This is a genomic window from Glaciibacter superstes DSM 21135 (assembly GCF_000421145.1).
GTDB lineage: Bacteria > Actinomycetota > Actinomycetes > Actinomycetales > Microbacteriaceae > Cryobacterium > Cryobacterium superstes.
Map to the genome: position 1 here is coordinate 1 of NZ_ATWH01000030.1, position 14010 is coordinate 14010.

Consider the following 14010-nt stretch of genomic DNA (forward strand, 5'->3'; position numbering starts at 1 on the left):
GAGAAGATCCATGCCCACCAGCTGCGGCACGCCCGCGCCATGCAGATGCTGCGCGCCGGAGTTCCGCTTCCGCACATCAAGGAGTTCCTCGTCCATGCCAATATCTCAACCACGAGCATCTACGCGTCGGCCGACAACCAGATGGTTCGCGAAGCGATCCAGAGAGCCGGCAGCGCCACGCCCGATCTCGCACCGCTCTGGACCGGAGGCGACGACATGATCCTCCAACTCGCAGGGCTCCGATGATTATCCCGAGGAAATCAGCTCTCAGGCCGCCATTGCACACGCCCGCAGAGCAGGACTCGGGATAACAGACTCCTCGGGATAGTCCCCCGGTGACATTGTCCGGGTACGTGGAGTAGAGGAACTCACCGATTCCGTGCAGATCGGAGATGGTCTTCACGTCGTTCTCAGCAGCAAAGTCAGCGGTCACGGCGATGGCGTTCTTGTTCTCGAATGGAGTCGGATCGAGCAGGGTGACTCCCTTGCCGGCCTCATACCTCTTGGCCAGACGATATGTCTGTTCTGCGCTTCCCATCACCTCGTCGTTCCCGGCGAGAACCACGACGATGACGCCGGTGTATTCCGGGTACAGGTCGATTCGTCCGGAGGTGAGCGCCGTGTTGATGATGTCGGTGGAACCGACGTTGGTCTTGAGTGCAACTGTGTAGTCGCGGGCCCTGAGCAGTTGGGCATAAAGCTCGCCCATGATCCACGATTCGGTGAACCCCTTCGACCCCACCGTGATGGTGTTGGCGTCGCGGTCAGCCTGCCCTGCGCAACCGGCAAGAGCGGCGGCGGTAGTTCCGGCGGCGATCAGTGAAAGCGCCTGTCGTCTAGTCATATTGCGCACGGTAAGTCCCTTGGGTTGTAGGTGAACACTTGTGCCGTAGCGTGCCTGTGCAGCGGAGCTCAGTTGAAGTCGCGCGGAATCCTTGCGGACCAGGTGCGAGAGAACACCTCGTTCTCGCACTCAAATGCGGTGACCTGATTTTCGAGGAAGAAGTCCGTCTCGTCGCCGAACATGCGACTGAACGTGACGATCTTGACGTCCCAACTCGGAGCGCTCCCATCAGGTAGCCCAGGTCCAGGTATCCCAGGGCGCTGGTAGTGCTCGACGCGACGGCACTCCGCCACGGCGGACCCGGCCGATCCCTCTGTGATCAGGTAGCGGTCTTCCGCCCAGGTGTAATACCGAAGTCCGTCAGTCTCATCGATCTGATCCGCCTCGCTTCGGATCACGATGTCCTGGGTTCCGGCCACCAGATCGCGAGTGATGACGCGCGACATGGGCTCGGCGGCCACCTTAATCGGGCTGGGCGGCGGAGGAGTCGGCGTTCGGAACTCGGCCTGCACGTATTCGTCGTTCGTGTCCTCCCTGATCGGTAGGGTCAGCACGAGCTGCTCTGGTTGGAGAGTGAGCGTTGTCTCAGTCGGTGATGGCCAGGCAAAGGGCCAGAGGCTCGCTGACACGGACACACGGATGCTGTGCCCCGGCTCAAAGCGGTGAGCGCTGGCCAGCAGGGGCACCTCGACTGCGATCGGTTCGGCGGTCTGAAGTGCGGTTGGATACTCGTGGCCGGTGTGGTGCGCGAGGTTGAACAGACCAGTGGTGATGAGACGAGAAGAGCCATCTGGGCCGACATCGCACAACCGGACAGCGATCAGGCCGCGCGGCTGATTCGACGCGACAGTGAGCGCGACCGTGACGGGGCCGACGAACTCGACTGGATCGTCGCCGACGGACCACGATGCCGTGAACGATTTGGCGTCATCCTCTCGTTGGTCGATGGCCTGTCCGGCGGCCTCACCGAACTGCAACCAGCTCCCGGTCGTGGCGCCGATCAGCGCGGTGCTCACGAGTTCGGGGCTCCCGGTCACCACTGCCTTGTCGGCGAGGAATGGTGTCGGCAAGATCTGGGGGCTTGGCCAGGACTGCTCAGCAATCCAGCGACCTGGGCGTTCGGTGAGGTCTTCTCCGGTTCGCACACCGGTGGGAATGAAAGCGCGCAGCGCCGGTTGGTCCTCGACGCCGTTATCGGTGCCCTTCATCCACTTGTCCCACCAGCGCACTGCCTCCGGCAGGAAGTCGATCGCCGGACCGGGAACGGCCTGATGCGGGTAGTTGTGCGCCCACGGCCCGAGGAGGGATTGCGTTGGGCTGCTCAGATTCTCGAGAAGTGTGAACAACGTTCCGCGATATTCGTCGTACAGTCCGCCGACGGCGAGTACCGGGACTTCGATGCTGCTGTAGTCCTCACACACGGATGCGTGCTTCCAATAGTCGTCGCGGCGCTGGTGGGCCAGCCAGATCTCTGAATAGATCGGCGAATCGTTCAGTCGCTCGAACCAGTTCTCTCGCCAGCCGTCGCCAACGACCGCGGGATCCTGCGGGCGGGCGTTGTACGCAAGCATGGTCGATGCCCAGGAGAGCATTTCCGATCCAACGATGACTCCGCCGTGAAAGTGCACGTCGTCGCGGTATCGATCGTCTGTGGAGCAGATGGTGATGACGGCGCGGAGTTCAGGTGGCCGGAGTGCTGCAATCTGGAGGCCGTTGAATCCGCCCCATGACTTTCCGATGATGCCGACTCCGCCATCGCACCAGTCCTGACGGGCGATCCAAGTCAGGACTTCCAGTCCGTCGGAGAGCTCGCGCGGCGCGTACTCGTCGTCCATGACGCCGGAAGAGTCACCCGAGCCACGGGTGTCGACGCGGATCGACGCGTAACCGGACTGTGCAAATACCGGATGGATCGTGTCGTCCCGCTTCGCCGTCATATCGTCTTTGCGATAGGGGATATATTCCAGGACGGCGGGGACGGGAGTGGTGCTCGAATCCATCGGGAGCCAAATGCGTGCCGAAAGGATATCCCCATCCGAAAGCGGAATCTGCGCCTGTCGGAGAACTCTGATTGGTGGCTGTAAAAGGGAAGAATCAGACGGATGCATAGACATCCAGCCTTACACAGGTAGGCAAGCGGCACGAATCGAGGCGCTTTCATCGCGACGCTGGTGGCCCCGTTGAGCGCGCACCCTTTTCGTGACGTTCCCTGGTCACTGTGACTGTCTGGACTCCCTGAGCCGTTGCACGAAGCGCGCCATTTCGGGTGTCGGGCGTGAGCGTACCGGGTTGGCTTCAGGGAAGAGAACAGCGACGTCGACGCCGAGGGCTCGCTGCAGTCGTGCGGCCAGTTGGTGTCCTTCGTCGAGGTACTGGAGAGAGCGCTGGTATTGGTCGTTGTTCGCCCAGCGACGGTTCCACTCGGTCAATTCGACGACGAGTTCGGCAGGAAGATTGAGGGCGTCGACGTCGATCTCATCACTCGGCCTGCCCGCCAGATCAGTGCGATCACGGAGCGGAAACCCGCCTGGATTCGGTTCGAGCAAGATTCGCGTCGGTTGTTGTCCGGGCGCCCATTCCAGGGTTGTGAGATCGACGTCTTTGGCCAGTGCGTCGAATTCGGCCTGCGGCATGGCCGCGAGCTGATCCTCGAGCGAGGGTCGTCCGGAGGGCTGATCGAGGTAAACCAGGCCGTTGGGCGTCTTCGCTGCAAGTCTCACTTTTTGGTTCGGAACCCCAGGGGATCCTGAGCGCGGGGGAAACGTCGCACGAGAACGTTCGGAGTCGTCCTCCCGGTACAGCAAAAGGACACCGGCGCCGAACTCTCGCTGCGTTTCGGCCGCCAACAATTGTCCGTCGACCATGAACTCCAGCTTCTCGTCGGCAGACGCCCACTGGCGATCAGTGGCGGCGATGTTATCTAAGCGCCGGTTCCATTGGACGAGCCGTGTTTCGAGGCCTTCCGAGAGGCCGAGCACACCGCGTTCGAATGGGCCGAACCACACGTCAGGGCTCGACGATCGGTCCCAGAGAGGAAGCAGATCACCGTACTCCGCCATGAGAATCACGCGTGTGGGGAATGCTTCGAGCACCATCCTCAAACACTACCGAGTGTGGATTCTCGGCAGGCTCGACCGCTGCCTGGTGACGGTTCCACTCCAACCGCGGCCCCAGTGTCGGTGGTTGAGGTGCGGAGAGAGCGCCAGCGAACGAAGCCTCGAAACCAGGTGACTCGATCTTCGAAGACTTGGTCTAGAGCGTCCTGGTTTAGAAGGGTGGCTCCTCTGGCAGCATCTTCGTGGGCACCCACTTGTTCAGCAGGGCTTTCTTCCGGAGTTCGGCACTGATGGCTGAGGCGATCGGGGTTTCTGGTTCGGTCTCGTATCGGTGTCCGGTCGGGGTGGTCCATTCGACGTTGCCGCTGCCGTCGTCTGCCTGCTTCGTCTTCCACCCGGCACCGTGTTTGAGGGTGTGGTCGCTTTTACAGAGGTGGGCGAGATTGATGTGTTCTGTCTCCCCGCCGTAGCCCCAATCCGAACTGTGGTCCACATCGCAGAGAGCCGCTTGCCGGCTGCAGCCCGGGAAACGGCACGTCCCGTCTCGCAACTGCAGCAGCCGGCGCAGGTCTGCCGGCACCAGGTAGCGATCTCTGCCGACGGAGAGCACGGCCCCCGTTTCCGGGTGGGTCAGGATCCGAACGAACGACGGGCATTTCGCGGCGAGGTCGCGGGCAGTGTCTGGGTCGATCGGACCATACCCATCCAGGTTCCCCGGCTCCTCGCTCATACCGAACAGGGTCAGCATGGGGACGGTGACGAACACATCTGGTTTCACACCACGAAGCCGCTCCCCCGTTGCCGTGCCCGCCGTTTCACCGCTGCCGTCACTGTTGGGGCAGAGGAGCAGGTCACGGAACACGTCGGCTTTCAACTGCGTAAGCGTGCGGTGCTCGTTCGCCCCCTGGAGGTCTTTACCCCGCTTCACCAGCTGGGTGTGAATGGCGAGGGCATCGGCGGCCGGCAGGTACGCCGACAACCACGCCATCCCGTCCCTGGCCGGTTCAACACTCACGCGGCGATCGAGGATGCTGCGTTCGTGCCGGGCGACGATCGATTCCGGGTTCAGCTTCTCCCTGGCGATGCGGATCTTCCGATCGAACTTCGACCCCGTCACCGTTTCCGCGACCGGCAACATTAGCTTCTCCAGCTCCGCAGTGGCGGCATCGTCGAGGCCCGCGGTCTCGGACACCAGAGTGCGGGCATGCCGGTAGCTGATCTTCCCAGCCCGCAATGCCGTCAGAGTGTCGGGGAGGTCCTGGACCAGTGCGCGGCTCTCTCCGATCAGGTTCTCCGCGGTGCGCTGCGGAACCCGTGTCGCACAGGCGACCTCCGCCACCAGGGAGCGCTTCGCCATCTCCACGGTTGTTGCACTGACGCCTTGGTCGGTGCGCTCCGCGAATGCGCGGGCCGCCTCGACGGCGATCGCTTGCTTCGCCGCCACTTTGGCCAGCTTCCGGTTGACCTTCGCGATCGCATCAATGAGACCGCCAAGCCCGGACCGGAACGACGCATTCGCCCGCGCCTGTTCCGGGTCAGGGCGCCAGCTCGGATCGGGATCGTCGCCGGGCGGGCCAGCTTCGTTGGGTGGGTTCTCGTTGTTTTCCATGACCCAAGTCAACAGCAAACCACCGACATTCCACCCGGGTGGATACCGTCACTGACCAGCACCTGTGGATAACTAACTGGCGGCGTGCCTGTGGAGGGAGACCGGTGAGCGTGGCCGGGTTTTGGAGGTCGGGTTGCGAGGGTTTCGAGGTCGGATTGAGGCGACCCATCGAGCGGCGCTACAGCCGGTTGACGGCAGTGACGCGGACGACCGCGACTCCGGCTTCGTCTGAAGCGGCGAGATCGATCTCGGCGCCGATGCCCCAGTCGTGGTGGCCGGCGGGGTCGTCGAGAATCTGGCGTGCAGTCCACACGCCGTTCCCCGTCGTGTTCTCGTCGAGAATCAGCAGCGCCGAGCTGCGGGCATCCGCTCCCGTGAGCACTTCGTCGTGCTCACCGAAGTATCCGTCCATCGCGTCAGCCCAGACATCGGCCGAGAATCCGGATGTCTTGTCCAGGTCTCCCAGCGCGTCATACTGCTCGAGCGCAGCCAGTTGCACCCTTCTGAACAGCTCATTCCGCACCAGAATCCGGAACGCCCGCACGTTCGTCGTCAGTCGCTTCGGAGCCGGGGGCAACACGCTCCCCGCGATCGCATCGTGCGCTTCGAGATCGGGGTGCGCGAGTTCCTCCCACTCGTCGAGCAGGCTGGAGTCGACCTGACGCACCAGCTCACCGAGCCACTCGATCAGGTCGAGCAGGTCTTCGGTCTTCGCCTCATCCGGAATGGTCTGCCTGGCCGCCCGATACGCGTCGGACAAATAACGCAGCACCACGCCCTCACTACGCGCAATCTTGTAGAACGCAATCAACTCGCCGAACGACATCGCCCGCTCATACATATCGCGCACCACAGACTTCGGCCTCAGCTCGAAGTCAGCGATCCACGGCTGCGACTGCTTATACGTCTCGAACGCCGCACCGAGCAGTTCATCGAGCGGCTTCGGATGCGTCACCTCCTCGAGCAGCGCCATCCGCTCGTCGTATTCGATGCCCTCACTCTTCATCGCGGCGACCGCCTCGCCGCGCGCTGCGAACTGCTGGGCGCTCAGCACCGGCCGTGGGTCGTCGAGTGTCGACTCAACGATCGAGATCATGTCAAGCGAGTACGTCGGAGCGTCAGGGTCGAGCAGTTCGAACGACGCAAGCGCGAACGGTGACAGCGGCTGGTTGAGAGCGAAGTTCGGTTGCAGATCGACGGTGAGACGGATGTCACCGGCCGCGCTCTGTTCCACGATCCCCGCCGCGCGCAGGGTCTTGTAGATTCCCAGTGCCCGCCTGGCGAGGGCGAGCTGACGCTTCCACGGTTCGTGGTTGTCGAAGACCAGCGAATGCACGTGGGCGTACGCGTCGCCGCCGCGGGCGATCACGTTGATCAGCATGGCGCTGGTCATCTGCATACTCGAGGTGAGGGTTTCCGGTTCGGCACCCACCAGCCGCTGGAACGACGGTTCTCCCCAGGAAACGAATCCCTCCGGCGCCTTCTTCCGGATGATCTTGCGTTTCTTCTTGACGTCGTCTCCGGCCTTCTGGATGGCCTTGAGGTTCTCGGTCTCGTGCTCCGGCGCCTGCACGGCGACGGTTCCAGCCGTGTCGAATCCGGCTCGCCCCGCGCGCCCGGCGATCTGGTGAAACTCACGCGCGTTCAGCTGCCGCATGCGGATGCCGTCGTACTTCGTGAGCGCGGTGAAGAGCACAGAGCGAATGGGCACGTTGATTCCGACGCCGAGCGTGTCAGTGCCGCAGATCACGCGGAGCAGCCCCCGCTGCGCGAGCTGTTCGACGAGGCGGCGGTACTTCGGGAGCATGCCAGCGTGGTGAACGCCGATTCCCATCCGAATCAATCGAGAGAGGGTCTTGCCGAAGCTCGTCGTGAACCGGAACTCGCCGATCAGCTCCGCAATCGCATCCCGTTGCTCACGGCTGGCGACCTTCATGCTGGCCATCGCCTGGGCGCGCTCGAGCGCAGCGGCCTGCGAGAAGTGCACGATGTAGACCGGCGCCTGCCCGGTCGTGATCAGTTCTTCGACCGTCTCGTGAATGGGCGTGGTCTCGTAGTAATAGTGCAGCGGAACCGGGCGTTCGACACCGGTCACGACGGCGGCCTCTCTGCCCGTGCGGCGGCGAAGATCATCGGCGATCGCTGTGACGTCGCCGAGTGTTGCCGACATCAGCACGAACTGCACACGCGGCAGGGTGAGCAGTGGAACCTGCCAGGCCCAGCCGCGATCGGGGTCTGCGTAGAAGTGGAATTCGTCCATGACAACCTGGTCGACCTGGGTGTCTTCACCGTTTCGAAGTGCCAGGTTGGCGAGGATCTCCGCCGTGCAGCAGATGATCGGAGCGTCGGCGTTCACCGAGGAGTCACCTGTCATCATGCCGACGTTCTCGGCGCCGAACACCTCCACCAGCGCGAAGAACTTCTCGCTGACCAGCGCTTTGATCGGCGCCGTGTAGAAACTGCGCTTGCCCGCAGACAGGGCAGCAAAGTGTGCGCCGACGGCAACCAGAGATTTCCCCGTGCCCGTCGGTGTCGACAGGATGAGGTTAGCCCCCGACACGATCTCGATCAGGGCTTCCTCCTGCGCCGGGTACAGGGTCAGTCCCTGGCCTCCAGCCCACAGCTCGAACGCTTCGAACAACACATCGGGATCCAAGACGTGCGGGAGCGCTTCAAGAGTTGCCATGATCCTTCGATCCTGCCCTATCGACGTAGGTGAAGTTCACAGCCAACGATTCTAGATTTGAAATATGAACAGCAGTAGTGCGCCACAAGCGCCATCGAAAACGCCACAACAAGTAGCTTCCGAGAAACCAGGAACCCGTCGAAACTGGCGTCCGGCGCTGGCCGGAATCGCCTCCGTCATCGCCGGTCTCGGCGTGGCTGAGCTCGTTGCGGCAGTATTCGCCCCGGCGGCAAGCCCGGTGCTGGTTGTCGGCGCCTTTGTCATCGACATCGTTCCCAGCTGGGTGAAAGATGCCGTGATCGCGCTGTTCGGCACCGGCGACAAGGTTGCGCTGATCGTCTGCATCGGCCTGGCCCTCCTGGCGCTCTCCGCGGTGGCCGGTTTTCTCGAATTCACCAGGCCCCCGCTCGGGCGTCTCGTCGTTGTCGTAGTCGGCGCGGTTGCACTCTTTGCAGCATTGAGCCGAGCGGATGCCTCGCCATTCGACGCGCTCCCTGCCGTGGCCTCAATCATCGTCTCCGCGCTCCTCCTCTCCTTCCTTGCGAGGCACTTTCGCGCGGAGCCCGGCATAACTCCTGCAGTCTCCCCGTCACGAGCCGGAACTACGGCCAATTCCGCCACCGCAGGCAGAACGGCAGGAGTTACGCAGAGCGACGCCCACACCGCTGCCTCCTCCGCCAAAGGCGCGGGCAACACGGCCACCAGCAACACAACCACCACCAGCAAGGCCTCTAAAGTCGCCGCCAACAAGGCCGCCGCCAGAGCCGCCGCCGCGGCCAAAGCATTGTCGCTCGACCGTCGCCGATTTCTCGCCTGGACCGGCGCATCCGCCGGCCTGGGTATTCTCGCGATGGTCGGCGGTCAACTGATCTCAGCCGGCTCCCGAGCGGTGGACACCGCTCGCACCATGTTCACTCTTCCGAAGGCGACCACGGCGGCCCCGCCGATCCCCGCGGGCGCTTCACTCGACGTGCCCGGAATCGCACCCCTGATCACCCCGAACGCTGATTATTACCGCATCGACACCGCCTTGCAGGTTCCGCGGATCGACCCGCGCGACTGGCGGCTGCGCATCATCGGAATGGTGGAGAACGAGATCGAGATCGATTTCGCCGAGCTGCTCGCCCTCCCCCTGGAAGAGAGTTACACCACGCTCGCCTGCGTCTCCAACCCGGTCGGAGGCGATCTCATCGGCAACGCCAAATGGCTCGGCTACCCCGTGCGCGACCTTCTGGCGAAGGCAAAGCCGCACGCCGATGCCGACATGGTGCTCTCCCGCAGCCAAGACGGCTGGACCGCCGGCACCCCGATCGAGGCCCTCACAGACGACCGCAACGCGATCATTGCGGTCGGCATGAACGGCGAACCGCTCCCTCTCGAACACGGCTACCCGGTGCGGATGGTCGTGCCGGGCCTCTACGGCTACGTCTCGGCCACCAAGTGGCTGGTCGAGCTCGAACTGACCAGGTTCGACCGCGTCACCGCCTACTGGACCGACCGCGGCTGGGGCGAGAAAGGCCCGGTCAAGCTGGAGTCACGCATCGACGTGCCGAACGGCCCTGCGAAGGCCGGCGTCGTCACGGTCGCCGGAGTCGCCTGGGCGCAGCACACCGGCATCAGCGCGGTGCACGTGCAGGTCGACGAGGGTGACTGGAACGAGGCGACGCTCGCCGACGCGATCTCGGCAGACACCTGGCGCCAGTGGCGGTGGGACTGGGACGCCGAACCGGGTGAGCACACGCTGCAGGTCCGCGCCACAGACGCCGACGGCCTGGTGCAGACATCCACTCGCCGTGACGTGGTGCCAGACGGTGCGACCGGCTGGCATGGCACCCGTGTGAGCGTCGGCGCCTGACAGCCGCGGAGCCTGACAGCCGCGGGGCCTGGGCGTATCCTCGAAAAAGACGCATCGCTGACGTTGGGCGCCGCCGGTTGACGAAGGAGATCTGATGGGTTTCGACCAGTACCACGAGCCGCCGGAGGAGTTGTCCGCCGAGACGCGCACCTTCGCCAGGATGTGCGCCAACCTCACAGAGGAAGCCGAGGCGATCGGCTGGTATGAACAGCGCATCTCCGTCGAGCCGGATGCCGCGTCGCGCGCCATCATGGAGGATTCGCTCGGCGAGGAGTTCAAACACTTCAGCATGGAACTCGAGTTCCTGTTTCGCGCCAAGCCGATCTGGCGTGAGACCGCTCGCGGCATTCTGTTCCAGGACGGCGACATCGTGGTCAACGGCGAGGCCTCAGAGGCGCGTGCCGGCGGCGGGGCCGAGGGTGGTGGGCCCGAGGGTGGGGCGACGGATGTCGGCGCAAACGACTCTCCGTCGAACACGGCCGCTGCCTCACTCGGTATCGGCAGCCTGAAAGGAGCATCATCATGACTCTCGACCACCTGCTGCGCAGTCTCGCTCCGATCTCGGATGCCGGCTGGGCGGAACTCGATTCAGAGGCCAAGGACCGCCTGGTCGCCAACCTCGGCGCGCGAAAACTTGTCGACTTCTCTGGACCCCACGGCTGGACGTACTCGGCGACCAACCTCGGCCGCACGGAGGAGATCGCCGCCACTCCGGTCGGTGAGGTCAACGCCAGGAGTCGGCGGGTGCTGCCGCTCACCGAGGTGCGAGCGGAGTTCACGGTCTCCCTCCGCGAGCTGCAGGATATCGACCGCGGTGCCGCCGACCCCGACCTGTCTGGTCTCGACGACGCGGCCGTGCGGATGGCGCGTACCGAGAACTACGCGGTCTTCCACGGCTGGGCCGATGCCGGGATCACCGGCATCACCGTTGCCACGCCGCACGAAGAGGTGGAACGCGTCGACGACTTCAACCGGTATCCGCGCCGGGTCGCTAAGGCGGTGGAGACCCTGCGCGCCAGCGGCGTCAGCGGCCCGTACGGACTCGCGGTGGGGCCAGAGGACTATACGGCGATCATCGAGACAACGGAGCACGGCGGGTATCCGCTGTTCGACCACGTACGCAAGATCCTCGGCGGACCCGTCGTCTGGGCGCCTGGTGTGCGCGGCGGCGTGGTGCTAAGCCTGCGTGGCGGTGACTTCCTGTTCGAGTCTGGAGAAGACCTCGCGGTCGGCTATGACGGGCACGACTCCGACGAGGTGCGACTCTACCTGGAGCAGACCTTCAGCTTCCGCGTCGCCACCCCGGAGGCCGCGATCGCCCTCGCCGCTGAGTAGCCGCTGCCCGATAGTGACCTTTCCGGTCGAGAGTGACCGGCGCAACGGGCCCTCTCGACCGGAAAGGTCACATTCACGGCGCGGGCCGAGGAGTTCGAGGGCTCCGGGTGCACTGCCAGCGGTTCTGCAGGGTTGATGTGACAGCCTGTTATCCCACACCGGTGCAGAATCCGGCCGACGGAGAGGACAACGGATGAACGGACCGATGCTCCTCGACATCCTGCTCGTTCTCACCCTGGTCGTGGCCCTCGTCGGCGGCTACCGCAACGGGCTGCTGCGCAACCTCAGCGGCCTCATCGGCTTTATCTGCGGCGCCGTTGCCGCGTTCTTCGCGATGCCGCTGGTCGGCGCGTGGGTGCCCGCCCCTGAGTGGCGACTCGCGGCTGTCCTCGGAGTTGCCCTCATCCTGCTCGTCGCCGGCGTTGCCATCGGTTCGACGCTCGGTCGAGCCATGCGCCGCAAAGCACACAAGTCGAAGCTCCGAATCGTCGACCGGGTTCTCGGAGCCGTCTTCACGCTCGGCGTCACCGCATTAGTCATGTCGGTCCTCGGCTTCAGCATCATTGCCCTCGGGGTCCCATACCTCTCGCCGGCGATCGCGTCGTCTGGCGTCATCCGTACCATCGATTCGCTCACGCCAGACCCGGTGAAGAGTCTGCTCGCGCAAGCGAGGTCGGTTGCCCTCGCCGACGGGATTCCACGGATCGTCGAAGCCGTCCAGGGGACGACTCCACAGATCCCGGATGTCACGGCCGACACGCCTGAGCTGGCGCAAGCCTCGCGTTCGGTAGTAAGGGTAACCGGCACCGCCTATGCCTGTGGTCGAAGCCAGTCGGGCAGTGGGTTTGTGGTGTCCCCAGACCGGGTCATGACGAACGCGCATGTGGTGGCCGGGGTCACAGAGCCCGTTGTACAGACGCAGACCGGTTACGCGGTGCGCGGCACGGTTGTGTACTTCGATGATGAGGTCGACCTGGCGATCATTGCTGTCGACGACCTGGGTCTCGATCCTCTGAAGCTGGGCCCGAACCTCGACCTCGGCAGCCACGCGGTGACCCAGGGCTACCCGTTCGGCGGCCCGTTCGATTCCGACCCGGCCGAGATTCTCACCGTCGGCCCGTTGGCTGTGGGTGGCGACGGGCAGACGGAGGCACTTCGGCAGGTGTACACGCTCGCCTCCGATGTGCAGCAGGGTGAGTCTGGCGGACCGCTGCTCAGCGAGCAGGGAGTAGTGTCCGGTGTCATTTTCGCCAAGGGTGCGACAACTCCCAACCTCGGCTTCGCGCTGGCGATGGAGGAGGTACAGCCGGTGGCCGAGCAGTCAGCGACGCTCTCCTCCACTGTTTCCTCCGGGGCGTGCGTGATCGAATGACTCTGCGTGACGGGACTGTCTGCGTGACGAGGCTGTCTGCGTGACGGGACTCCCTCCGCGCGGATGGCAGACTTGAGCGTATGACCATCACCGCAGCCGCCGACGGCTCCGCACTCGGCAATCCAGGACCGGCCGGCTGGGCCTGGTACGTCGACGACTCCCACTGGGCCGCAGGCGGCTGGAAGCACGCCACGAACAACCAAGGCGAACTCAAGGCGGTGCTCGAGCTTTTCCGCGCGACCGCGCACCTCGACGAAGACCTGCTAGTGCTCTGCGACAGCCAGTACGTGATCAACTCCGTGACGAAGTGGATGCCGGGCTGGAAGAAGAAGGGTTGGCGCAAGGGCGACGGCAAACCGGTGATGAACCTCGATCTGTTGCAGGAGCTTGACGCAGCGCTCGTCGGCCGAACGTACCGCTTCGAGTGGGTCAAGGGCCACGCGAACCACCCGCTGAACGAGGCGGCCGATGAGCGGGCTCGCGGTGTTGCAGAGGCCTTCCAGCGCGGCGGTGCGATTCCCAGTGGACCAGGGTGGGCGGGCCACGTCGGCGCCGACCCTGTCGCTGGGGCAGCAGAAGCGGAAGCCGAGCCTGAGGCATCCGTCGCCGTCGCCGCGGACGTTGTCGACGTCACTCCGGACGTTGGGGCGGACGCATCCGTACCCGGCAGTGAAATGGATGTCGCGGAAACGGATGTCGCGGAATCGGATGTCGCGCCGGGCGCCGCCGGCGAGGTCGACGAGCAGCCCGGCCTCTTCACGCTCGATGAGCAGATGGATCCCGAACACGAGGTGAACCTCACCCTCACCGAAGACGAGTACTTTCGCGCTGTGCAGCGCGCCAGGTTCGAGGGTGTCAGCGTCGAAGACCTGCTGCGCAGCCTGATCTAGCCCCAATACCGTTCAATTAGGGGTTTTTGGTGTAGTTTGCGGGTATGCCTCGTACTGGTTGGAGAAAGCCCGAGTCGGATCGTCGGTTGTCGGATCTGGTGTCCGTTGGTGTGTTGACGAAGGTGTTCCCTCCGGATGTTGTCGATGCGGTGATCGCGGAGTGCGGCCGGACTGAGCAGCGGCGTCGTTCGTTGCCGGCGAGGTCGGTGGCGTATTTTGCGATGGGGATGGCGCTGCACTCGGATGGGTCTTATGAGGACGTGTTGGCGCTGATCTCGGATGGGTTGGCGTGGGCGGAGCGGTCCGAGGAGTCACCGAAGTTGGCGAACAAGGCCGCGATCTCCCATGCCCGTGACCGGCTTG

General features: G+C 64.2%; 11 protein-coding genes and 1 pseudogene. 7 read left to right on the forward strand and 5 right to left on the reverse strand.

All coding sequences use genetic code 11. The features are described 5' to 3' along the window. The first annotated feature begins 45 nt into the window (after positions 1–45). Positions 46–246 (forward strand): site-specific integrase, encoded by a 201-nt coding sequence (locus K323_RS30950; RefSeq protein WP_425402296.1) that lies wholly within the window; start codon positions 46–48, stop codon positions 244–246. A 139-nt stretch (positions 247–385) separates the two neighbouring features. Here the strand turns inward: K323_RS30950 and K323_RS30955 are convergent. From K323_RS30955 to K323_RS0123165, 5 genes and pseudogenes are all read right to left on the reverse strand, one after another. After that, positions 386–844 (reverse strand): annotated as a pseudogene (locus K323_RS30955) (ABC transporter substrate-binding protein); the annotation flags it as partial. A gap of 68 nt (positions 845–912) precedes the next feature. Beyond that, on the reverse strand, positions 913–2958 hold the full coding sequence (locus K323_RS0123150) for a CocE/NonD family hydrolase (RefSeq protein ID WP_342663030.1): 2046 nt from the start codon (positions 2956–2958) through the stop codon (positions 913–915). A 99-nt stretch (positions 2959–3057) separates the two neighbouring features. Continuing rightward, on the reverse strand, positions 3058–3939 hold the full coding sequence (locus K323_RS0123155) for a hypothetical protein (protein WP_022887638.1): 882 nt from the start codon (positions 3937–3939) through the stop codon (positions 3058–3060). Positions 3940–4111: 172 nt separating this feature from the next. Further along, positions 4112–5509 carry an HNH endonuclease signature motif containing protein gene (locus K323_RS28275; protein WP_022887639.1) on the reverse strand — a complete coding sequence of 466 codons (1398 nt, stop codon included), beginning with the start codon at positions 5507–5509 and terminating at the stop codon, positions 4112–4114. 178 nt (positions 5510–5687) lie between these two features. Further along, the gene (locus K323_RS0123165; protein WP_022887640.1) at positions 5688–8195 is read right to left on the reverse strand and encodes a DEAD/DEAH box helicase; all 2508 of its coding nucleotides are present in this window, start codon (positions 8193–8195) and stop codon (positions 5688–5690) included. 64 nt (positions 8196–8259) lie between these two features. On the opposite strand from K323_RS0123165, the gene K323_RS0123170 reads away from it, so the two are divergent. From K323_RS0123170 to K323_RS0123195, 6 genes are all read left to right on the forward strand, one after another. Next, on the forward strand, positions 8260–10050 hold the full coding sequence (locus tag K323_RS0123170; protein WP_022887641.1) for a molybdopterin-dependent oxidoreductase: 1791 nt from the start codon (positions 8260–8262) through the stop codon (positions 10048–10050). A gap of 94 nt (positions 10051–10144) precedes the next feature. Continuing rightward, a complete protein-coding gene (locus K323_RS28280) occupies positions 10145–10576 on the forward strand; it encodes a ferritin family protein (protein WP_022887642.1) in 432 nt (143 codons plus the stop codon). Then, positions 10573–11385, forward strand: a complete 813-nt coding sequence (locus tag K323_RS0123180; RefSeq protein ID WP_022887643.1) for a family 1 encapsulin nanocompartment shell protein — start codon at positions 10573–10575, stop codon at positions 11383–11385. The genes K323_RS28280 and K323_RS0123180 overlap by 4 nt, the downstream gene beginning before the upstream one ends. 193 nt (positions 11386–11578) lie before the next feature. Then, the gene (locus K323_RS0123185; protein ID WP_022887644.1) at positions 11579–12757 is read left to right on the forward strand and encodes a MarP family serine protease; all 1179 of its coding nucleotides are present in this window, start codon (positions 11579–11581) and stop codon (positions 12755–12757) included. Between the two features lie 80 nt (positions 12758–12837). Continuing rightward, the gene (locus K323_RS28285; RefSeq protein ID WP_033373957.1) at positions 12838–13647 is read left to right on the forward strand and encodes an RNase H family protein; all 810 of its coding nucleotides are present in this window, start codon (positions 12838–12840) and stop codon (positions 13645–13647) included. A 44-nt stretch (positions 13648–13691) separates the two neighbouring features. Then, the coding region (locus K323_RS0123195) for a transposase domain-containing protein (protein ID WP_245570943.1) at positions 13692–14010 on the forward strand (319 nt) is incomplete at its 3' end.